General features: G+C 58.1%; 18 protein-coding genes. 13 read left to right on the forward strand and 5 right to left on the reverse strand.

The features are described from left to right. Positions 1 to 67: 67 nt before the first annotated feature. On the reverse strand, positions 68 to 2086 hold the full coding sequence (locus tag ACPOL_RS10675; protein ID WP_236657387.1) for an amidohydrolase family protein: 2019 nt from the start codon (positions 2084 to 2086) through the stop codon (positions 68 to 70). 257 nt (positions 2087 to 2343) lie between these two features. Between ACPOL_RS10675 and ACPOL_RS10680 the strand changes: the two genes are divergently transcribed. From ACPOL_RS10680 to ACPOL_RS10695, 4 genes are all read left to right on the forward strand, one after another. After that, positions 2344 to 3516 (forward strand): pyridoxal phosphate-dependent aminotransferase, encoded by a 1173-nt coding sequence (locus tag ACPOL_RS10680; protein ID WP_114210752.1) that lies wholly within the window; start codon positions 2344 to 2346, stop codon positions 3514 to 3516. A gap of 102 nt (positions 3517 to 3618) precedes the next feature. Beyond that, the gene (locus ACPOL_RS10685) at positions 3619 to 5109 is read left to right on the forward strand and encodes a TolC family protein (RefSeq protein ID WP_114207059.1); all 1491 of its coding nucleotides are present in this window, start codon (positions 3619 to 3621) and stop codon (positions 5107 to 5109) included. 243 nt (positions 5110 to 5352) lie between these two features. Then, positions 5353 to 6702 carry an MFS transporter gene (locus tag ACPOL_RS10690; protein WP_114210753.1) on the forward strand — a complete coding sequence of 450 codons (1350 nt, stop codon included), beginning with the start codon at positions 5353 to 5355 and terminating at the stop codon, positions 6700 to 6702. Positions 6703 to 6744: 42 nt separating this feature from the next. Then, on the forward strand, positions 6745 to 7470 hold the full coding sequence (locus tag ACPOL_RS10695; RefSeq protein ID WP_114207060.1) for a hypothetical protein: 726 nt from the start codon (positions 6745 to 6747) through the stop codon (positions 7468 to 7470). Here the strand turns inward: ACPOL_RS10695 and ACPOL_RS10700 are convergent. Both ACPOL_RS10700 and ACPOL_RS10705 read right to left on the reverse strand, forming a co-directional pair. After that, entirely contained in the window at positions 7458 to 8693 is a 1236-nt protein-coding gene (locus tag ACPOL_RS10700) for a plasmid mobilization protein (RefSeq protein WP_114207061.1), read from the reverse strand. The genes ACPOL_RS10695 and ACPOL_RS10700 overlap by 13 nt on opposite strands. A 112-nt stretch (positions 8694 to 8805) precedes the next feature. Continuing rightward, a complete protein-coding gene (locus tag ACPOL_RS10705) occupies positions 8806 to 11616 on the reverse strand; it encodes a phosphoenolpyruvate carboxylase (RefSeq protein WP_114207062.1) in 2811 nt (936 codons plus the stop codon). A 149-nt stretch (positions 11617 to 11765) separates the two neighbouring features. On the opposite strand from ACPOL_RS10705, the gene ACPOL_RS10710 reads away from it, so the two are divergent. Next, positions 11766 to 12272: an SgcJ/EcaC family oxidoreductase gene (locus tag ACPOL_RS10710; RefSeq protein ID WP_114207063.1), complete on the forward strand. Its 507-nt coding sequence runs from the start codon at positions 11766 to 11768 to the stop codon at positions 12270 to 12272. Positions 12273 to 12358: 86 nt separating this feature from the next. On the opposite strand, the gene ACPOL_RS10715 is transcribed toward ACPOL_RS10710, so the two are convergent. Together ACPOL_RS10715 and ACPOL_RS10720 are read right to left on the reverse strand one after the other, a co-directional pair. Beyond that, the gene (locus ACPOL_RS10715) at positions 12359 to 12937 is read right to left on the reverse strand and encodes a hypothetical protein (protein ID WP_150132955.1); all 579 of its coding nucleotides are present in this window, start codon (positions 12935 to 12937) and stop codon (positions 12359 to 12361) included. Positions 12938 to 13546: 609 nt separating this feature from the next. After that, positions 13547 to 14563, reverse strand: a complete 1017-nt coding sequence (locus tag ACPOL_RS10720; RefSeq protein WP_236657388.1) for an AraC family transcriptional regulator — start codon at positions 14561 to 14563, stop codon at positions 13547 to 13549. Between the two features lie 108 nt (positions 14564 to 14671). Between ACPOL_RS10720 and ACPOL_RS10725 the strand changes: the two genes are divergently transcribed. The 8 genes from ACPOL_RS10725 (at position 14672) to ACPOL_RS10755 (ending at position 22762) form a co-directional block, all read left to right on the forward strand. Next, entirely contained in the window at positions 14672 to 15562 is an 891-nt protein-coding gene (locus ACPOL_RS10725; protein ID WP_114207065.1) for an SDR family oxidoreductase, read from the forward strand. Between the two features lie 253 nt (positions 15563 to 15815). Next, the gene (locus ACPOL_RS34665; protein WP_236657389.1) at positions 15816 to 15965 is read left to right on the forward strand and encodes a hypothetical protein; all 150 of its coding nucleotides are present in this window, start codon (positions 15816 to 15818) and stop codon (positions 15963 to 15965) included. Then, positions 15953 to 16246, forward strand: coding sequence for a cupin domain-containing protein (locus ACPOL_RS10730; protein WP_201759156.1), 294 nt, complete (start codon positions 15953 to 15955; stop codon positions 16244 to 16246). The genes ACPOL_RS34665 and ACPOL_RS10730 overlap by 13 nt, the downstream gene beginning before the upstream one ends. Before the next feature lie 308 nt (positions 16247 to 16554). Then, a complete protein-coding gene (locus ACPOL_RS10735) occupies positions 16555 to 17574 on the forward strand; it encodes a PhoH family protein (RefSeq protein ID WP_114207066.1) in 1020 nt (339 codons plus the stop codon). Between the two features lie 316 nt (positions 17575 to 17890). Then, complete coding sequence (gene ybeY, locus ACPOL_RS10740) at positions 17891 to 18421, forward strand: rRNA maturation RNase YbeY (RefSeq protein WP_114210755.1); 531 nt, start codon at positions 17891 to 17893, stop codon at positions 18419 to 18421. Continuing rightward, positions 18418 to 19698, forward strand: a complete 1281-nt coding sequence (locus ACPOL_RS10745; protein WP_114207067.1) for a hemolysin family protein — start codon at positions 18418 to 18420, stop codon at positions 19696 to 19698. The genes ybeY and ACPOL_RS10745 overlap by 4 nt, the downstream gene beginning before the upstream one ends. A 78-nt stretch (positions 19699 to 19776) precedes the next feature. After that, the gene (gene era, locus ACPOL_RS10750; protein WP_114207068.1) at positions 19777 to 20889 is read left to right on the forward strand and encodes a GTPase Era; all 1113 of its coding nucleotides are present in this window, start codon (positions 19777 to 19779) and stop codon (positions 20887 to 20889) included. A gap of 52 nt (positions 20890 to 20941) precedes the next feature. Beyond that, positions 20942 to 22762: a DUF885 domain-containing protein gene (locus ACPOL_RS10755; protein WP_161557290.1), complete on the forward strand. Its 1821-nt coding sequence runs from the start codon at positions 20942 to 20944 to the stop codon at positions 22760 to 22762. Positions 22763 to 22773: the final 11 nt, after the last annotated feature.

The raw sequence follows: 22773 nt of genomic DNA on the forward strand, positions 1-22773 counted from the left end.
TCCTAAATAAATCGGTCAGCCCGATTGCCGTCTTCGTTTAGAGGCCGTTTTCTTCCAGAAAGTACCTTTAAGGAGCGAACCCGACGCTCCGCCAAAGAGGCGCAGGATCATACACCGCACCTGCCGCAATGGTGCGCCAAACCCTTCGTGTGTTGTGTATATCAGCCAGCGGGTCGGCGTCCAGCAGCAGGACATCGCCACGCTTACCTGTTTCCAGCGAACCCGACTCCTTCTCTAAGCCGAGAGCGCGCGCTGCTTCTATCGTCGCTGCCTGCAGGGCCTCGAGCGGTGTGAAGCCGGCTTCCACGTAAAGCTCCAGCTCGCGGTGAAGAGAATAGCCTGGGATCGCCTGGTCCGTGCCCGCCACGATCGGAATACCCGCAGCGTGAAGGGCGCGCAGCGTAGCCATCAAGACCTGCCAATGTGCATTCGTCAAAGCTGCCTTATCGGCCGGAGCCGGCGGACTATCAAGGGCTTCCCGCAACTGCGGTGCCACATGATTCAGTCCAGGTTCAATCTCGTTCAGCGGCTTCGTATTCATAAAGGATTCGAAGAGAGCGACGGTGGGATCCAAAACCGTGTGATGCGCCCGGAGCGTTGAGATCAAATCCCTGGAACGCGGACCATCCAGCTCGAGAACAAGAGCCTTGGTGCGGTCCGGCTTGCCCTGGGAATCCAGTTCGGTGCGCGAAAAATAGGGAACTTCATATTGAATATGATTGATCTGATCCATTCCATCATTGATACCTTCGATCGCGGTCATTCCTTCCGGGATGTGACCTGTTACCGTCATACCTCGCGCGTGAGCATAGGACGTGATCGCCTTGACGATCTCCGGCTTGACGGAGCTGTAGATCTTGATCTGCCGCGCGCCCGCCGCTTTATACCTTTCCACCCACAGGAGCGCCTGCTCAGGCGTATCGGCCAGAACTGCACCCACCGCGAGGGGCCCCGTCCCGTCAATGACCCCGGCAAATTCCAGGTGTGGACCGATTGCGGGATCTTGCTTACGATCCAGTGCTTCATGCAAGGTCCGGATAAAGTCGAATTCGTTGCCGACATCGCGAACACTGGTCACGCCCGCCGCAAGATAGATCGGGCCCCACTCCACCTGCTCGTAGTGCGCGTGCATGTCCCAGAGCCCGGGGATGGCGTACTTGCCTGACGCGTCGAGCACGGTCGCGTCAGCCGGTATGCGGACCTGACCGCGCGGTCCCGCCGCCGCGACCATGCCCTTTTCGATGAGGATCACACTGTCTTTCACCGCAGGCGAGCCGGTGGAGTCCTCCAACGTCGCACCAACAATCGCCAGCCGCGACGGGGGAGCCATCCTCGCCGATGCCGACAGCTTCACCAACGCAGCAAGGTCTGCCTGCACCCCGGCCGAGATAAAGGCGCCTAAGCTCGCTTCATAGGGCTCCCGCACTGCTTCAAAATGATCAAACTCGGCATCGGTGCTCACCAAGGCAACCAGATCCTGTGCGTCGTCCATCCACAACGACTCTTCTCCCCAGATAAGGCCGCCTACGGTATAGCCGTGCACCACGTGTCCGTTGAGGCTCAGAGTGGCTGCAGGTTCAATACGGACTTTCGAAGCTGAGGGATACACCGTAAATTCCGCAGGCTTGCTATGCATCGACCACCAGCGCATCATCTGCTCCTGCATGGCGACAGGCGAGTAGCCGTCCGTAATAAACCACGGTCCGGTCGCCTTTTGCACGTCCTTCCTACCTTTTCGCGTAACGGAGATGAGGTTCCCATCCACCTTCAGGGCGTCATCCATCTCGGACAGCCGTGCCGCCTTCCCCTTCGCAATATAGGAGAGCGGCGACATACTTGCTGTGCTCGCGATGAAGGTAGTTTCCAGCGGCACCGGCTCACCTCGGTCTGTGAATAGAAAATGCGAGGTTAGGGTGTAGTCGTTAGCCTTCGTTTCGACGGAGTATGTCTCTTTGCCAATTGCCCTTGCGAATTTGTGGAGCACGAAGGTCCCAGATGTCGCCGCCTGCTGCGCTGTCGCGGTGCAAGCTGAAGCTGCCATCACGCAGGCAATCGCGCGACCGAAAACGAGATGAAGGGTGGCCAAGGAAAAGTCTCCTGCGTAGTGGTCCGCTGCCCAACCGGGTTCCCTTGGTATGAGGTCGGTATCAAGTTCGCGGTTTGGAGAAGGGGTCGCACACAATTCTAAGCGAGGTCAGTCTCATAGGGACTGAACAAACTACCTGCAAATGGCGAGAACAACGATTTGCGTTCTCATGGTGGCGTTGCGGGCCCGGTCGCTGGAGTGACCGGGCCCGCAGTTCCGAGCAATCCAGAGGCAGCTTCATTGTTTAACATATGTTCATGGGAACCGCGACAACCAGCCTTCGCCTCAGCAAGATAGCCCCGAATCTCGTTCAATCCGAGATCCGCGCCATGACCATGGAATGCGACCGGGTCGGCGGGGTGAACCTCGCACAGGGAGTCTGCGATACCGATTTGCCTGCTTCTGTCGCGGAAGGGGCTATCGAGGCCATTCGCGCTGGCCTAAATATTTATACGCGCTTAGACGGGATTGCTCCTCTCCGCGAGGCAATTGCGCGCAAGCTCAAGCGGGACAATCAATTGACGGCCGATCCCGGCTCCGAAATCCTCGTCACTTCGGGCGCAACTGCAGGCTTTTATGCGGCGTGTATGGCCCTTCTCGACCCTGGCGATGAGGTCATCCTTTTTGAACCCTTCTACGGATACCACCTGAATACGCTGACTGCGCTCCACATCAATCCGGTGACCGTGCCGCTTGAACTCGCCGACTGGAACCTCGATCTGGACCGGTTGCGCGCTGCCATCACGCCTCGGACCAGGGCGATTCTGGTGAATTCCCCGTCCAATCCCTGCGGGAAGGTCTTTTCTCCCCAGGACCTCGAAGCAATCGCAGCAATCGTCGAAGAACACGATCTGTTTCTGTTCACGGATGAGATCTACGAATACTTCGTTTATGACGGAACAAAACACCTAAGTCCGGCTACTCTTCCCGGAATGGCGGAACGCACCATTTCCATCTCTGGACTTTCGAAGACCTTCAGCATCACCGGCTGGCGAATCGGCTATCTGACTGCAAGTGCCAGGTGGCTGCCTTCGATCGCCTATTTTCATGACCTCACATACGTTTGCGCCCCGTCTCCCTTCCAATATGGAGCGGCGGCCGGACTGGTGGAGCTCCCAGAGACTTTTTACACTTCGCTCGCGGAAGAATATCAAAGCAAACGCGACCTGCTCTGCTCCGCGCTTAGTTCGGCTGGATTAAAGCCCTCCGTGCCGGCGGGCGCCTACTATGTTCTCGCGGACGTCTCCTCCCTTTCCGGATCGAGCGCCAGGGAGAAGGCAAGAACACTCTTGCAAGAACGAGGCGTCGCCGCCGTGGCCGGCACGGCTTTCTTTCACGAGGGAAGGGGAGAAAATCTGCTGCGCTTCTGCTTCGCCAAAAGAGATGAAGAACTGAGCAGAGCGTGTGGCTTGCTAAAAGCGGCTTTATAGACGCCGAGTTCCGATGGCGGGGAATCCCGCGACTGGAATCTTTTGGCAACCTAACCGCTTGAAACCGATCTAACAAGCAAGGATAAGGGTATCTTGAGATAGATGAAGACTGGCAGACCAGCAGCTTGGCGGTGGCTTATCGCGCTTGTTTTCAGCGCTATTGTTCCGGTCCAGGGGCAACCTGCGAACCAGTCCTCCGCCGCCAACTCCTACTATGGGAGCGTGACGGCCGTTGCTCCTACCAGCAGTCCTATTCCTCTGACGCTCGATGACGCCATCCGGCTGGGGCTCGAGAATAATCTGGGCCTCACGCTTTCTCGCGATCAGCAAGAGACGGCTAGCGGTCAGCGACTTCAGGCGCTGAATGCCTTGCTGCCTAACCTTACTTTGCAAGGCCAAACCGGAGTACATCAGTACAATCTGGCCGCCGAGGGATTCAACCTGGGTCTGCTCACGCAAATCCCGAACGCTGCTCAATTCGCAGGGTTCCCGCTCATCACCAGGGTGGATGTGACTCAGGGACAGGTCAATCTCAATCAAACTGTCTTCAATCTCTCCACCATCGAACAATATCGAGCGGCTAAAACCGGGGAAGCTGTCGCCTTCTACAACATGCAATCCTCGCGTGGCCTGGTGGTATTGAATGTCGCCACCTCCTACCTGCAGGCGCTCTCCGCCAGCGCCCAGCTCGACTATGCTCGCGCGTTGCTCACCACCGACGAAGTGACGTTAAACCAGGTCGTCGCTGAGCATGAAGCGGGAACCGTGGCTCGTCTGGATGAGTTGCGGGCTCGAGTTCAATATCAAACCCAGCAGCAAGCCGTGATCGCCCAGGAAAATAACTTCGAGATCGCTAAAATCAACCTCGAGCGCGAGATCGGGATTCCTGCTGGGCAGAAAATTCAATTGACAGATACCTCTCCTTATGCGGAGCTCGAAGCGACAACCATCGAAAATGCTAAACAGGAGGCATACGCAAGCCGCCAGGACTATCAATCAATGCTTCAGCAGATTCGTCAGTCGCAGCTCTCGCTTGGGGCCGCCAAGCACGAGCGTCTGCCGAGCCTCAATGTGAGTGGGTTTTATGGAGTGCAGGGAATCTCTGGGAGCGTCTATCACGGAATCTTCTCAGCCCAGGGCGAACTGGATATCCCGGTTTTTCACGAGGCCAAGTTCCGTGGAGATCGCGAAGCAGCCAGCGCCCGGCTGAACAGCCTGCTGTCGCAAATGGCGGACCTCAAGAGCCGAATCGATCAGCAGCTCCGCGACAGCCTGCTTGACGTGAATACTCAGTCGGTCCTCGTACAAGTAGCTCGGAGCAACCTCGACCTCGCCACCACGGAACTCGACCAAACCACCCAGCGCTTTCGAGCAGGGATTGAAGACAACCTTCCGCTGGTCGAAGCCCAGTCCACGTTAGCCGACGCTCAAACCCAGTACGTGAATACGGTCTACAACTACAATCAGGCGAAACTTGGGCTGGCCCGCAACCTGGGAATCATCGATGTCCAGTATCAGGCTTATCTGAAGGGATCTCCACCGGCCGGTTCGAAGCAGGGCGACGTCCAGAACATCAAAAAAGCCACTCCCTAGAGGCGGCGGATGTGCGAATGCTCGGTTGGGTGGCGAGTTCCCGACCACCAAACAGCCAGCTGCGGCAATGGGTCAAGGATTCGACCCTTTGTCAATGAACAATGAAGAAACTGAATTGGCAAGGATAGAAGCCTACGGGTCGAGGTGTTCGGTAAGCTGCTTTTGCTTACAATAAGAGAAGGTCGTAGATCGGAGATCGGCCGGGCGGCGTTGACCTTCCCTCTCAACCACGAAACCAAAAGCATGCCCGAAAATCTCCCGACTCCCGGTACGGCAGCCTTCCGCTCTCGCGATTTCCGGCTATATCAGATGGCTCGCGTCTCAGTCATCATTGGCGCAGAGGCGCAATCTCTGGCCGTTGCCTGGCAGGTCTATCAGGTGACTCACCGGGCTCTAGACCTTGGTTACACGGGCCTAGCCCTGTTCTTACCCGGATTACTCTTTATTTTGCCCTCCGGGCACGTCGCCGACCGGTACGATCGCAGGCGCGTTGTCCTGGTTTGTTATAGCTTGCAAGTCCTCTGTACCTCGGCGCTCTTCTGGTTTTCCTGGAGCGGACTACACAGTGTCTGGCCTATTTATGCCGTCCTGGCGCTGATTGGTACAGGAAGGTCCTTCAGCGGACCGGCGAGTACAGCTCTGGTTCCGCATCTGGTGCCAAAAGAGCACTTTGTCAACGCAGTCACGTGGGGATCAACCATCTTCCAGATCGCCAACATCGTCGGTCCGGCTATCGGTGGCATCATCTTTACTCTTCCGTTGCGGGGAAGGTTTGCGGGAGCGAGCACGGTTTACCTCTTCACGCTGCTGACACTCGTCAATTTTCTGACCCTGATTTCCATGCTCTCGGTCCGATCGGGAAGAATGGAAAAGCGCGCAACCTCGATGCAAGTGGTTTTGGCGGGTTTCCGATACGTCTGGCACAGAAAGATCTTGCTGGGCTCAATTTCCCTTGACCTGTTCGCGGTCCTGCTTGGCGGGTCGGTCGCACTCTTGCCGATCTTTGCCCAGGATATTCTTCATGCAGGCCCACGCGGACTTGGCATCCTGCGCGCCGCGCCGGCGCTCGGCGCACTGGTGGTTTCGGTGTCCATGGCCTTCCGACCCATTCGTCGCCATGCTGGCAGAAAGATGTTCACCTGTGTCGCTCTCTTTGGTTTGGGAACCATAGCCTTCGGCATCTCCCGCAATATTCCTCTCTCCGTTCTGGCGTTGATGCTGGTCGGTGGAGCGGACATGGTAAGCGTGGTCGTGCGTTCCTCTCTGCTGCAATTGGCGACGCCCCCTGAAATGCGCGGACGGGTGAGCGCAGTCAACGCTCTCTTCCTGGGCGCATCGAATGAACTGGGCGAATTTGAGAGTGGCCTCACCGCCCAGTGGTGGGGAGCGGTGCGGGCGGTGATCATCGGAGGTATTGGATCGGTCGCCGTTACCGGCCTATGGAGCGTCTTCTTCCCGTCGCTCCGGCGGGTAGATACCCTGGCTGCTGAGGCGTTATTAACTGCTGACGCTGCTGCTGTGGACCCAAACCTGGCGGCCGAACAAGAAAAACGCTCGCAAGAGAAACGCTCGATTGAACAGCCAATCGGCTAAACAGGAGAATAAGGGAAGTGGTCCACCTGAGGGAGTAATCATTTGAAGCTCTGGCAACGTATCGGATTGTTGACACTGGCGGTGTTGGCGGTCGCGGGCATTCGGATATTTTTCATCTGGCGCGAACGCAATGCCCCCATGGCGTTGCCGCCACAGCACCAGGAACGACAGCTTACTTCAGACGACATCGTCCAACCGCGAAAACTGCTCATCGACGATCTAAAATCAGCCAAGGAGCTCATCGGCAAACCGGTGTGGGTGGCGGCCGGATACCAGCTGGATTATTATCCCTTCGTTAATCAGCATGTCGACTATGCCCATCGAACCGGCCTGCTTCCTACCACTACCCAACTGCAGATCGAGGATCTGGTTACACAAAACGCACCAGCGAAGGCAGTGACCCGCATTCCGCATGGCAATGAGCAAGTTTACGCGGTTTTTACGCTACCCGGCGGTGCCAAGAAGTACGCGACCGCCATCGGCTACCTCGACGGCACGGACTCCAAATTCTATTGCGACGACATCTTCTACTACGACGATCCTCACCAGATGTACAAGCATTGGCCTCCGGACGTCTGGCAGGCGATCGATCAACATCAGCCCAAGGTGGGAATGAACGAGCTACAGGTATCGATGGCCCTCGGCCAGGTGCAGACTTCAGACTCCTCCAACTACGGCAACCGCACAGTGCACTACGACGTGGCCGGGAAGCAATGGACAGTGAACTTCGACCATAACCATGCGACTCAGGTCAATCAGTCGCAATGAGGATTTGTCGGGCGGCTCGTCTCCTGCAGCACCCTCACTCTCCTTTGTGCCGAATGAAGATGGAAGCCCTGCATGCAGAGCCGGGAGAACCGGCCAAAGATCCCGGAAACGGCTGAAATCCCGGGTCTGGTCGAACTGCCGGGTGGTTGCTCTTGGTGCTTCGAAAGGGCAGCGTCGAGCCTCTCTCGCAAGTCATCGATTCCGAGCGCACAATACCGCAATCCAGCAGAGATCGACATGCTCTGCTGGGCCGTATTCGAGCCTGGAAGGGTTACTTCCATTTCCCGCCGGGGATCGGCTAATCCGAGAGCGCTCTTGCGAAGGTAGGCGGATACCGATAGATCGGCCCTGGCTGCGCTAGCCTCTATTTGCATTTGCTCAGCATCCGAAACCCGCAAGGTCAACAATGTTGCCCTGGGGCATTCGACGAGAGGCGCCGCACTCGAGACGACCGAAGCGAGTGCTTCTTGCTCTCTCAGTACATCCTTGAAAACGGCAGGAGCGATGGCCTTCCGCTTCGCGGAAGACGATGCAAACTCGGCCTTCGACTTGATGAGCGCGGCCAACATGGACGCAGAAGCATCTCCCGAGGTCGCCGTTGTCTTTTGGGAGAGCTGTTTTCTACTTCTATTTGCGGCGGATTGCGATGCTTGCGGGGCCAACTTTGTTGCGCCTACCGCCGGTGAACTAATTTCCACCCTACTGTCCATCGCAGCAGCCTTAATCCCTTGACTCACGGTTGCGATCGCGTCTGTCCCTCCCGCTGCCATACGACCGTCGCCTTCTTTCGTCTGGACGGTGAGGGGGTTTCCTTTGAGCGGATCCAGTCGGCGTAGTGGACGGTTTACCCCCACTTCATCCCACATCGTCGACTCAATGTTGCGATGAGTTGCATGGATCGATGGGTCAGGTTCCGCAGCGCTTCGAACGGGATCGGGAGCCGCTTCCGTTTGGAGGTTAGGAGCGGCTTTGGGTACTGCCGGCCCGTTGTTCATCTCCGCCGGACGCCGGTACCGGCTTGCCTTGAGTGCCTGCTCATAGGAAATTTCCCGTGCCTCGCCCGCCAGCTTCGCTTTAGTCGACCCCGGCGGATCCTTCGCGCGGTCACCTGACTTTCCCTGCGCGATCATGGTCCAGTTCTGAAATCGTCCCAGGACGACATCCAAATCTTCGACACTAGTTCCTGAGCCAGGTTCGCTGGCTCCGTTCTGTGCGCCATTCATGCTCAAAGCATAAAGCCGGCAGAGCCAGGGCCAAGCTACTGTCCTAAAGCAAATCGCGCAGTGGTTTCACAACAGAACTGAGGATGGAAGACCAAAGGCCATTTTGGAAAAATCAGCCCGTATTTCTCAAACCGGCGGCGATGCCATTAATAGTTCCGGCAATCGCGCGATTGACCTCATCGGTATCTTCGCCGGAGCGTTTTCTCCGCAGCAGGTCTACCTGGATCAAACTCATCGGATCCACATAGGGGTTTCTAAGCCGTATGGATCTCGCGAGCACCTGGTTGGTCTCCAGCAACTCGCCTTGCCCGGTGATCAGGAGCACCGCTTCCATTGTGCGATTGAACTCCTGCTCGATCTTGGAAAAAACCCTTTGACGCATTTCCTCATCCTGGACAAGCGCCGCGTACAGCCGGGCGATCCCCAGATCCGCTTTGGCCAAGGCCGTCTCAACATTGCGGATCAGATCGATGAAGAGAGGGAATTCCCGCATCATCAGGCGCAGGATCCCTAGACCTTCGGGCTTCCGCACATACCGCTGGATCGCATAACCTACGCCGAACCAGCCCGGCACCAGCAGGCGGCTTTGCGTCCATCCGAAGACCCAGGGGATTGCCCGTAGATTACTAAAATCCAAGGCCCCTTTGCGGCGTGCGGGACGCGAACCGATTTTCGCATTCTCCAGTTCCCCGACCGGCGTCGCGGCCTCGAAGTACTGCAGCACTTCGGGATCGTCGATAATGCTCTCCCGGTAGAACGCAAACGAATCGGCCGAAAGCTCGTTGAAGGCCGCTTCCCACTCCGGCAGCAGAATCCCGGTACGATGGCCCTCTGGGTCAAGCGCGTTCGGGCGAGCAAGGGCATCCAGGCAGGCCGCGATCATTAACTCCAAATTTCGCTCAGCGAGGACAACATCGGAGTATTTCCAGTTCAGCACTTCGCCCTGTTCGGTAATGCGGATTTCCCCTTCAAATGCGCCGAAGGGCTGAGCGAAGATCGCACGGTGGGTCGGACCGCCGCCACGACCCACGGTACCGCCGCGGCCGTGGAAGAGCCGCAGGTGAACACCGCACTCGCGCGCAACCTCATGCAGGGCGCGATGAGCGCGAAAGATCTCCCAGGTGCTGGTGAGCATCCCGCCATCCTTATTCGAGTCGGAATAGCCGAGCATCACCTCCTGGTGGCCTTCCCAGGAGGCGAGCAGTCTTTGATATTCAGGGCCGCTCCATAGCTCGCGGCAAACCGCCGGCGCATTCTGTAGGTCTTCAATCGACTCGAATAAGGGCACCGGCATCAGTCCGGGATCTTCACCCTCGGCCTCGACCCGAACTCCGGCCAACCGCGCTAGCCAGACGACGTTCACCACGTCACGCACACTGGTTGCGCCGCTAATCACGCAGCAGCGGATCGTCTCCGGGGTGCCCTGCGCCTTGATCTCTGCTACCGCGCGGAAGGTCTCAATCACATCGGCTGAGGGAGCGCTGAGTGGCGCTGGAAGCCTGCCATCAGCGGCCGCCTCGCTACTCCAGGCTGCGGCTTCGTCGAGCGCCGCACGCTGCAGCTTGGCGTGCTGGCGAATGTCGAGCGTATGCAGATGAAAGCCGAAGGTCCGGGCGATGAGCAACAGCGGATCAAGCAGCGTTTGCGCCAAGCGCAGACCCCGATGTTCCACCAGGCTCGAGCGGACGAGATCGAGATCGGCAAGAAATTCGCGAGCCGAGCCGTAAGCCGGCAGGGCCGCCAAGCTGGAGTTTTCTTCAGCCACCTTGTCTGCTGACAGCGTCTTCTCCAGGCGGGCGAGTATGCACGCCAGGATTCTCCGATAGGATTCAAATTCGAATTGTGCCCCGAAGACCGCCTCTTCGGTCAGGTTGAGCCGCCCAATGTATTCGGTGAGCCGGTTGCGAAGCGCTTCGCTGACGGGCGCCTGTTGGGTCGACGCGGTCAGCAGGTCGATGACCAGTTGAATTTGCCGGCGGTATTCGCCGAGCAGATGGGCGCGCGCCAGCTGAATGGCGTCTCGCGTAATCTGCGGGGTCACGAACGGATTGCCATCGCGGTCGCCGCCAATCCACGATCCGAACCGAAGCATCAACGGAAGGTCGGCTATCTCAATTTCCATCCCGTACTCACTTGCGAGCGCGTCGGCGATTTCCTGGTAAAGAGGCGTTAAGGTCGCGAACAGCGAAGACTCATAGAAATCCAGGCCCATCTGGATCTCGTCGTAGACCGTCGGCTTTCGGCTTCGGACTTCGTCGGTCTGCCATAACGCGGTTATCTCGGCGGTCAATTGCTGCTGCAGTTGCTCGAGCCCTTCGTCGGAAATCGGAATTTTGTCCAACTGCTCCAGCAGGTCCGCAATGCGGCGCCGCTTGAACATGACGGAGCGACGCGCGACCTCGGTCGGGTGGGCGGTGAATACGGGGACGACGCAGATCCGGCCCAGCCATTCCATCGCCGCTCCGGCGGAGATCCCTGCCCGTCGCATCGCGCTCAGCGTGCCCCGGAGCGTTCCACGCTGCGAATGTGTATCGCCAGTGAGCTGGCTGGAGAGCCGGCGGCGTTTCCGATGATTCGTCTCGGCCAGGTTGATGAGCTCAAAGTAGAATCCAAAAGCGCGTCCCAACTGATAAGCTTGTTCGACCGAAAACCCGCTGATCTTGAACACGGTGCTCTGCATCAGAGTTTCCGCTTCGTCGATGGCGCTGCCGGCCTGCGCCTCACGCCGCCGGATCGCACTCTGGCGCAGTTCTTCTACCTTGGCATAGAGGTCTTCGCCCGCCTGCTCGCGGAGAACGTCGCCAAGCAGCGTGCCCAAGGAACGCACGTCCCGGCGCAACGGAGCTTCTTTCAGATCGCCAGAGCGAGCTTCCAATTCGGCCAGGCGAGAAGGCCAGTTTTCCGGTTTCCAGAGGGGAGGCATCCTCTTGATTATGCCTCAGCAGAGGGCCGTGCGGGGTTGATTGGCGCTGCGAAGGGGTAACACGGGGAGCAAAGACCGAAGGCGATCCTATGGTAGTATCTGCCCATCACAATTCCGCCCGAATCGTTTCACCCTAATGCGAGGTGAATATGCACCGTCCGACTTTTTCCTGGTTTTTCCTGGCTGCTTTCTTGGCGTCATCGGCTATGACGATTGCTCAAACGCAGAGCAAAGAAGACGAGGCGCAGATTCAGGCGATCGTTCAAAGCGAAAGCGATGCGTGGAACCGCGGCGACGCCGAGGCGTTTGCCTCGCATTATGCCGAGGATGGCAGCTTTACTAACGTCATCGGACAACAACTCTACGGCCGGCAGGCGTTCGTTGCTCAACATGCGCGCATCTTCAGCACGATCTATAAGGGAAGTCACAATTCCTTTACGATCGGCAAGATCAAATTCCTGCGCCCGGACGTGGCGGTCGTCGACATCGACGGGGTTTTGAACGGCGCGAATCGACTGCCGCCAGGGCTGAAAGCGGGCGAAGATGGTGCGTTGCGCGTGAAGCTGCAAGAGGTCATGACCAAAGAAAAGGGGAGTTGGTGGATAGCCGCATTCCACAACGTCGCAGTGTATCCACTGCCGCCTGAAAGTAAGTAGCGGTATTGGCTGTCTGGTAGGAGCCTACAGGGTTCGTTCTGCTACAGCCGATGGGGATATCACCGGCATCGATTCGCGCAAAGAGGCTATTTTCCGCTGGCAAGCTCCCATCCGTTGATCGTGAGTTCGAGTTTGGCGGTGTCTTCGGGATTCGCGGAAACAGATTTAGCCAAAGCCGGAAAGGCGGCGCGCATGGCATCTGTATTGGCCCACACCGGTACGTCATGCAGAGTATAACGATACGTCACGGTGGTAGTGGGCAAACCGTTCACTACGACCGGTGGGGTGAAGCCGGGGACGCCAGTGATCTCGCGATGGCCATAGCAGAACCTGCCGCCGGCTCGTTCGCCGGCAGGGGTGAGCGTATAGCGATTCACTCCGATCTGTTTCGCTTCCTGCCGTTTCATGAGGTCTGAAGCGGTAAGCGCATCCATCCCCTTCGCGCCTGCTCCGGATTGGTCGTTCCTCGCGGTTTCATAAGGAAAGCTGAGCGTATTCGTGAAGAGACATTCGTCGTGATGGGAGTAGTAAGCGTTCAGCGCGACCATAAAGTTCTTCTCATTCGGCTTCTTGAAAGAGGAGCAGCCAGCGAGCAACGCAAAAATGCTGAACGCCAGTATTCCGGGAACCCCAACCATCAGATTTCTATCCCGTCTTGATTCCACCGTGCCTCCCAGAAATCGATCGAATGACTTAGAAGCATAACCGACGGAAATAGCAGTCCGATAGTTACAAAATGTTCGTCCGACCGAACGCTCCGCTCAAGCGAGGCGCCTGGGCAGCGCCCTGCCATCCAGTTGCTCCCACGGAAGCTGAAGTTCCGCTAACCAGCTCCTCGTGAAACCTCGAGTACCGCCTTGCTGGCGGTATAGACGCTCATTCCTGCGCTAGCCGAGAAGTCTCGGAAGTGACGCGGCCGCCGAAGATATCGCACCCATAATAAGCGGGAGTTAGTCGCTTTCAGATGTTGCTATTGCTGGTTCTGTATCGGGGAGCTTCTGACTTCGGTATCGATGCATTTTGCGGTATCGGTCTGGAACTCCCATCCTTCTTAAAACATCTGATGAGGTGTCGGGAGCAGTGATCGGAGCTGACGATCGAGTTCGCCACTCGACCTCATCCTAGTTGAAGGAATGACTGCGGTTAGTACTGCGTGTCGCGCCCTGCACGTACCGCGACGCACGTGCCGCTTGCGGGAAAATGTCCGATGGGAAGAAACATGGCAGGCTGCGGTGGGATGCGATGAGTAGTTTGAGGTCGTCAGCCATCTCGATTTATGGAGTGGCGCCGAGCGCACTGGGCCGCGCGTACTGCCTCGGAGAGCAGCCCATCACCCTGCGGAAGGCCTTTCCGAAGGCGCTCTCGGACTCGTAGCCGAGCGACTGTGCGATGACGGAGAGGCCGTCTGCCGAGCTGTTCAAACGCTCAGCAGCCAGCAGCATGCGCCAGCGGGTAAGATACTCCATTGGCGTCGCACCGACCGTCTCGCGGAAGCGCAGCGCGAATACCGAGCGCGACATGCCGACGCGTACGGCCAGCGATTCAAGAGTCCACGGATGCCCTGGCTCATTGTGCATGCTTGCGATGGCCACGCTCATGTGCTTGTCCGTTAGCGCAGAAAGCCATCCTCGGCGAGCGCTCCCGGCGTCAGCCAGGTGCAGCCTCAGCGCCTGAATCAGCATCATGTAGGCAAGTTGCTGCGCAATCAGCGCACTGCCAGGTTGCGGGTCACGCAGCTCTTCGCGCATGCGCTCAAGCGACCACCGCATCGCCGCCTTATCTGCCTCGCTGCGAAGATGCACAATCGGCGGCAGCGACTGGAGGAGCAACTCCGCATGACTTCCCGTGAACCCGAAGAAACCTCCGGCCATAAACCGTGCGCCTTCGCTGATGTCTGGGACGACATTGGTCCGGCCGAGCCGACCCCAGGCGATCGTGTAGTGGACGGGTTCCAGGGAGAGATCGGTGGTCAGCCGGAACGCCACTCCACGCGGCAAGAGGAAGCAATCCCCGGGCCGGACCAGTACCGGCTCAGACTCGCCTTCGACTACCAACCAGCACTCGCCAGCCAGCATGGCATAGCACTTGACGCCCTGATGCTTCGGAAACAAAACGGCTAAATCATCCGGCATCATCAAGCCGCCACAGGACAAGCTCTGAGGCTTCATCAGAGCAAGAACCTCGGAGAGCGGATCCATGTGCTGGCTCGATCCTGGACCGGCCTGCAGCAACGGGGCGATCGATGTTTGAAATCCGGATCTCTGCTGAGGTAGGACGATTGAGCCGATCATTCGGACTTTCAGTATAGATCGTCCGTTGCCTAGATCTATCTAGTAATGGACGGCTCAGATTGGCTGCCTCCCACGCCGCCTGATTCGTGAGATCTCAAGGAGACACATATGCGTATTTTTGTAACCGGAGCAACCGGCTTTATTGGATCGGCTCTTGTTCCGGAATTGATTCAAGCAGGACACCAGGTGCTCGGACTAACCCGCTCGCAGGCCGGCGCCGAGAAGCTGCAGGCAGCAGGAGCAGAGGTGCTTCACGGCAACCTCGAAGACCTAGATAGTCTGCGTAAGGGGGCGCGTGAAACCGAAGGCGTGATCCACCTCGCCTTCAACCATGACTTCTCACAGTTTGAAAAGAACGCCGCGGATGAGCGCAACGCCATCGCTGCACTCGGAGAGGTGCTGGTGGGTTCGGACCGGCCATTCGTTGTGACCTCAGGTACGGCAATGGCCGCCAATGTGGACGGGAAGCCGTCCACGGAAGCTAGCCCTGTCTCTACATGGAACCCACGGACCGGCCTCGAAACGACGGTAAAGGAATTCACCGAGCGCGGTGTGAAGACCTCCATCGTGCGGCTGGCGCAAATCCACGACACCCGTAAGCAGGGACTGGTGCCCTACGTTCTGTCCGTGACGCGCCAGAAGGGAGTCTCTGCCTACATCGGCGACGGCAACAATCGCTGGCCGGCGGCCCATATCTCCGATACCGCACGGCTTTACCGCCTGGCGTTCGAGAAGGCCGAGCGTGGAGCGATCTACCACGCGGTCGACGAGGAAGGTGTGACAATGAAGGCAATTGCCGAGGCACATGGCCGCGGGCTGAAGGTTCCGGTGGTCAGCATCAAGCCCGAGGAGGCTGAGGCGCACTTCGGCTGGCTTGCCCGCTTCGCCAACGCGAATATGCCCTCTTCCAGCGTGCTCACCCAACAGAAGCTCAACTGGAAACCGACAGGGCCGGACTTGATCACCGACCTGGACAACATGGACTATACACAGGCTTGATCGCGCCCCCGGCCTCACCGGTGTCCGCTTGCGGCTTACCGGTACGCCGTGGGCCGGCGACGTCGGGTCAGCGCGCCCGGCTTTCCACGCCGTGGCGATTTCTTCACGTCGAATGCATCCAGAACGGGAAGAAAGCGGGCCGCGCTCGCGGTGAGCTGGATCGAATCTTCATCAATTCATTCATATAGACAATGGGGGTGGATTTCTTAGCTGGTTGGCGACCGGAGTAAACTTGCCCTGAAGGGGCAGGGCTATGAGCGTGTTGACGTCTGAAGACAAATCCACCATCGCCTGCCGCCAGGTGCGGCCAGGCGAGCCATTTACCGGTAAACAAGGGCTGCAATACGCTGTTGGCATCTCGGCCGAGTCAGTTGCGCCCGGGCCATCCATATGCAGCTACTAACCATTCCGCCCGGTGGCCGCGCCTTCGCCCACAAGCATACGACCCACGAGACGGCAATCTACGCGCTCAGCGGCGTCTCCCACGTCTGGCATGGCGAGCAGCTGGAGCATCATTCCATCGTCCAGCCTGGCGACTTCTTCTACATTCCCGCAGATGTACCGCACCTGCCTTACAACCCCAGCAGAACCGAGTCGGTGACAGCGATCATCGCCCGCACAGATCCAAATGAACAAGAAAGCGTGGTATTGCTGCCGGAGTTGGAGGGCCTGCATCCGGCGTGATCGGCGTTGCTCTTGTAGCCTGCGGCGCTCGAGCGGTCGGAGTTCCCAACGAATGAAGCCCAATTAAGATTCCCAGCTAATTCATCGAATACCAGTTGACGATGGACTCCGTGGGCGCTACTCTGAGCGCATTACGGGAAATATTTGGTGCTCATCGCCAATCCGGCCCGGCTCTTCCCGACAATCCACGTGGACTGTCAGCCACTTCGCGGGGATTTTCCCGAGTTGGCTTTACCCAGTAGATCTCGCACCACCCACGAAACATCTAATTCAACGAACTGTTCACTCTCTGGAGGGTATTTCCCCGCTTGATGAAAAAAGCGCTGGACATCACGCCGAATCTTGAGCCCCTGTTTGGGACCCGCGATGAAAACCTAAGGCTAATGGAAGACAGCCTCAACGTGCGCATCGACCTCAAGTCCGATGCCGTCCACGTCGAGGGTGCTCCGGAAAGCATATCCCAGGTACAACAGATTTTTGCTGACTATGAGCAGTTGCGTCGGGCCGGCGTGAACCTGCATAACGGGGAACTCCATGGCATGTTGAGGCTGGTCGTTGCCGATCCAGCCATCACGCTCCGCAGCCTCGCCGAAACCGGCAAACAGCGCTCGGCGGGCATCAAGCGAATGGTCCAGCCCCGCTCGATCAACCAGCGCCGCTACGTTGAGGCCATTGAGCAGAATGACATGGTTTTTGGCATTGGACCCGCCGGAACCGGCAAAACCTACCTCGCCGTGGCCATGGCCGCTTCGGCGCTCCTGGCGAAGAAGATCAGCCGGATTATCCTCGTCCGGCCGGCTGTTGAAGCCGGCGAACGCCTGGGCTTTCTTCCCGGTAGTCTTCAGGAGAAGATCGATCCCTATCTCCGCCCGCTCTATGACGCGCTCTATGATCTCCTTGACCAGGAACGGGTCGATAAGATGCTTGAGCGAAACGTCATCGAAGTCGCGCCCCTTGCGTTCATGCGCGGACGCACCCTCAATGACGCCTTCATCATCATGGATGAGGCCCAAAACACCACTAGCGAGCAGATGAAGATGTTCCTCACACGTTTGGGCAACAACGCCAAGGCAGTCATCACCGGCGACGTCACCCAGATCGATCTGCCAAATGCCAAGAAGTCCGGGCTGATCGAGGCGATGAACATACTCAACGGTGTCGATGGAATCAAGTTTGTCGAGTTCGAATCGGGAGACGTAGTTCGTCATCACCTCGTCCAGCGAATCATCGTCGCTTACGACAATTTCGGCAAAGTTCAACGCGAACTGCCGCTCAACCTCTCCGAGCCGCGGCTGGGCGAAGGACAACCAACGTCAAAGCCGCAGTAAAAGCGGGCAAAGTCTATGCGGTACCATTGAAGCAGGAGGGCAAAAGCCCTCCTGTCGTTTTTGGAGCATCTCGCAAACTGTGTCCTTTGTCGTAGAGGTCATGAGGCTTTTCGGAAGAAAGGAACGTCAGGCGTCTTCCGTCGCTTGATCCTGGTGGCGGAAATTCGCTCGGCCTGGCATCTATCTGGCATCGATATGCCTCATCCGGCACAAAAGCGTTCTTTTATTGAAAACAACGATGCGTTGGTGGACCCAAACAGACGCTTCCAAGGATTGCCTTTTCACCTGGCGTATTTTCTCTGCAGACCCTTTTAAGATGATCCTTATCGAACCTCCTCGATCCCTTACCGCCGCTCGTCGAAGCCCGATCAACAAGCGGGAACTCGCGCAGTTTGCCGCCCGAGCGAGCAAGGCTGCTGGGGCCGCCGGCGCCGTCTCGGTCCTGCTGACCAATGACGAACGGATTCGCGAACTCAACCGGAGATTCCGCAAGAAGAACGCCGCTACAGATGTACTCTCATTCCCGTCATTTGACGGTCAGCGAAGCCGGAGCGCGGGCGACCTCGCCATCTCCCTCGATACCGCTGCTCGCCAGGCCGAGATTTTCCAGCATTCCCTCGACACCGAAGTTAGAGTACTAATCCTTCACGGAATCCTGCACCTCGCCGGCTTCGACCATGAAACCGACGACGGAGAGATGGCGAAGATCGAGAGACGCCTGCGCAAAGAGTTTGGCCTGCCCTCGGGACTGATCCAGCGCTCCACCAAAGAACCAGCCAAGGTCAAGCCACCCGACCGGCGATCGCTGCGAACCCCATTACCAGTCATCAGCGAGCGCCATCCATGAGCATTGTCCTGGCTCTCGTGATTGTCGCGCTGCTGTTCACTTTGACGCTTGCCTCTTATGTCGATCGCCTCTACTCCGAGATGGGTAAATTCCTCGCCCGCGAATTCCAGGAAAATATCGACGCCTGGGAGCAGCGGGTAGAGCCTCGCCTCGGTTTCAATCGCGAACGTATTGCCCTCTCCGCCGCCGTTCTCACCCAACTCTCGCTCGCCTGCTTGACGCTGCTTTTCGGCGCCATGCTCTTCGATCGCTCCTCCATCACCGACCGTCCCACGATCGGGGAAATCGGCCAGGTCGTGCTTGGCGTGGTGATGGTGATCGTGCTCTTTAACCGATTGCTGCCTTTCGTCTTCTTCACCCGGACGCGTGGTCTCTGGATGATCCGTTTCCGGTTCATTCTGCGGCTGCTGTTTCTCATCGTCGCCCCAGTCACTTTCCTGCTCAGCTTTTTGCTCTCCATCGCCGCTCTCGCCGAGACCCCCCAGGCCCAGGAAGCCGATGACAGCTCCGAAGCCGTCGACGCCCTCATCGAAGCAGGTGAGGAAGAGGGCATTATCGAGAAGGGCGACCGTGATCTGGTTCGTTCCGCTGTGGAGTTCGGCGACAAAGTAGTGAGCGAAGTGATGACCCCGCGGCCGCAGCTCTTTGCTGTCCCGGATACGTTGACCATTGAAGAGTTTCTTCAGGAGCTGAACCAGCACCCTTACTCGCGAGTCCCGGTCTATCACGAAACCATCGACCAGGTCACCGGCATCGCATTTTCGCACGACCTGCTCCAGATCCCTGACACGGTCGCCGGCACCCGCACTGTCGCCAGCATTCAACGCCCGGCCGCCTTCGTTCCCGAGACCAAGAAGGTCAACGAGCTTCTCCGCGAAATGCAGCGGGCTAAACAGCACATGCGCATCGTCATCGACGAATACGGCAGCGTCGCCGGCGTCGTCACCATCGAAGACCTGCTCGAGGAGCTCGTTGGCAACATCACCGACGAGCACGAAGAAGATGCGGAGAAAGATGAACCGGTCCATGAGCAGGACGGTTCCTGGACGGTTCCCGGAAGCCTCAATGTCGAACGTCTCGAAGAACTCTTCGGAGAAACCTGGCAGATGCCCGAGGATTACGAAGCGACCACGGTGGCCGGCCTGGTCAGCGAGACCGCAGGCCGCATCCCCTCTGCGGGCGAGGTCGTCGAAGACGACCATCTACGGTTTGAGGTGCTAGCCTCTACCGACCGGCGGATCGAACGAGTGCGGGTATCGCGGCGTACTGTAGGATGAGCCTCCGGCAGAAGCGACTTTCGCCGAAATGCTCTAATACTGTAGGCGTATCTCCCAAACGCCAAAGAGGCGCTTGCTTTGAAATCCGGATTTGTATCTATCCTCGGCCGTCCGAACGCCGGCAAATCGACGCTGCTCAACGCCCTCATTGGCGAAAAAGTGGCCATTGTCACCCCCAAGGCGCAGACCACGCGCACCCGCATCCACGGCATCTACGACGTACCAGCGAAGAAGGGTAAGCACCAGGCGGCGCAAATCGTCTTTGTCGACACCCCTGGAGTTCATACTCCCGGCACACTTCTCGACAAGCGCATGATGCAGGAGGTCTACGATGCGCTCGAGACCCGCGACATTGTCGTGCTCATCGTCGATGCCACCCGCAACTACAATCTCGCTGCGCCCGGAGAGAAGCCTGCCGAGACTGAAAATGAAGCCAACAAAAGCCAGTTCACCAAGTCGCAAAAGGAGCGCGAAGAAGACGAGTTCGTCTTTCGGCTCGTGCGCAAGCTTGACTGCCCTGTCTTTCTGCTGATCAATAAGATCGATCTTATCAACGCCGAGAAGCTCGCCCCGCTCATCGCGCAGCTAAGTGCTCAGCATCGCTTCACCGAAGTGATCCCAATCTCGGCGACCAAGAAAAAGGGACTCGACATCCTGGTCGAGAAGCTCATTGAGCACCTGCCGGTAGGCGAGCGTTACTTCCCGAAAGATCAATTTACGGATCAGCCGGAGCGCTTTATGGTCGCTGAGTTGATCCGGGAAAAAATCCTCTTAGAGACCGGGGAAGAAGTCCCTTACGCCTCGGCTGTCGTTGTGGAGAGGTTCGAAGAACCACCGCCGCCGCCCAAGAACCCAAAGCCGTTGAAAGCGGGTCAGCTCCCACCCAAGCTGCCCGTAACCAGGATCGCCGCCGCCATCTATTGTGAACGCGAAGGGCAGAAGGCCATCCTCATCGGCAAAGGGGGGATCAAGCTGAAAGCCATCGGCACGGCCGCCCGCAAGGAGATCGAGTCCCTCTTGGGAACCAGGGTCTTTCTCGAGCTCTTTGTCGTTGTTCAGGAAAACTGGCGTGAGTCAAAAGGTTTTCTCGCCACCCTTGACTGGCGCAACCAGTTAGAGGAACTCGCCAAGCAGGACGATGAAGCCAGTCCGCCGAAGCTGCTGAAGTCCGAGGTCTCCGGCAGCGAGTAGGTCTCCACTCCCGACTGCTTGCCGGCGTGGTATTGTGACAAGCATGTTTCCCATGCGGCAAGTATTTCTGGCGACATTCTTTCTCACCCTCGTCACCCACTCCTGCTTTGCCGCGGGCTCTAATTCGGATGCCTTTTCCTGTTCTCTCTCTGCCAACGAGACCTTTCTCGAACAAGCCGACCGCTTCATGCTTGCCACTCTTCGCTACGTGCCGGTAGAGGCGACTCAGGCCGGCTATCACGGAGACGCGAAGGCTCCTCTCGATACCTTGCTTGACGACCAGAGTCCCGAGACGATCGCCGCCCAGCGCACCCTTTTCCTTACCGGCAAGAGCTGTTTCGCGGCCGTTAAAACGAGCTCTCCCGAAGATGCCGCCGATCTCGCGCTGCTTCGGGACAGTATCGACTCCAGCCTTTTTGAACTTGACACGTTGCAGACCTACCGTTTCCGGCCACAGGACTACATCGAGATGATCGGCTCTGGCCTCTTCTTTCCTCTGACTTCAAACCGTGGCACTGAAGCCGATCGGCTCACCTCCGTTGTTGCCCGCATGGAGCAGATTCCGCGCGTGCTCGAAGAAGGGCGGCAGAACGTTCGGCAAGCCGATCCTCTGTACATCGACACCGCCGTGCAGGAAAGCCCGGGAGACATCTCGGTCATCACCCAGATCGGCAGCATGATCCCGGCAGGCTCTCCGCTTCGCTCTCGATATGAGGCGGCCTCGCAATCCGCCCAGGCGGCGCTCTCGAGCTACAGCGTTTGGCTCAAAGAGGATCTCGCCCGCAGACCGCACACTGTGACTTGGCGGAATGGTTCATCCAAGTACGCCAAGATCTTCGCATTTGCGCTCGGGCCAGGGACCCACGAGAGCCCGGACTCCGTTCTCGCGTCCGCTGAAGCAGATTTGAGCCGAGTCCGCGCCCAGATGTACACCGTGGCGCTTCCGCTGCATGAACAGTGGTTCCCGGACCATCACACCCACGCCGATCTTGCCGGTGATGCACTTCAAAATAAGGTGATTGGCGAGGTCATCGACCGCATCAATGACGACCATGTCGAGCCCGGCCAGCTGCTCGATAAAGTGAAGAGTCAAGCGGCCGGTATCCGGGCATTCATTCAGCAGAAAGACCTCCTGACCCTAAGCGACCGGGGCAACATGAAGATCGTTGCCACCCCTGAATTTCTACGCGAAGAGTTTTCCGTCGCCGGCTTCCACTCCGCTCCCGTACTCGACCCGACTGCCGAGGCCGAATACTGGGTGACGCCTCTCGACCCAAAACTACCCAAAGAGCAGGCCGAATCGAAGCTGCGCGAGTACAACAACTGGATGCTCCAATATTTGACGATGCACGAAGCTCTGCCCGGCCACTATACGCAGTTCGAACACGCGAACAGCTTGCAGCCATCTTCCCGCCGCGTGCTGCGCGCCCTTCTTGGCAGCGGTTCCTATGAAGAAGGGTGGGGAGAATACGGAGTCAAGGAGATGGAAGACGCCGGATACGCGAATCACGACCCGCGCTTCGTGCTCATGGTCGACAAAATCCGCCTGCGCGTGATCGCCAATGCCATCCTCGACATCCGCATGCAGAGCCGTGACATGACCGACAGTGAAGCCCTTGACCTTATGCAGAACAAGGCATTCCAGACTCCCGCCGAAGCGAATGGAAAACTGCGCCGGGCCAAGCTGACTGCCGGCCAACTCATCACCTACTACGTCGGATACCATCAGTGGATCGAACTTCGGAATCGGATTCAACAACAAGAGGGCAGCGCCTTCAGCCTGAAGAGATTCAACGACGCTGCGCTCGATGAGGGTCCGCTCCCAATTCCGATCCTCGAACCGTTACTAACGGCCAGGCTTGTCTCGCACTAGCTTACCTTTCC

This window comes from Acidisarcina polymorpha (assembly GCF_003330725.1).
GTDB lineage: Bacteria > Acidobacteriota > Terriglobia > Terriglobales > Acidobacteriaceae > Acidisarcina > Acidisarcina polymorpha.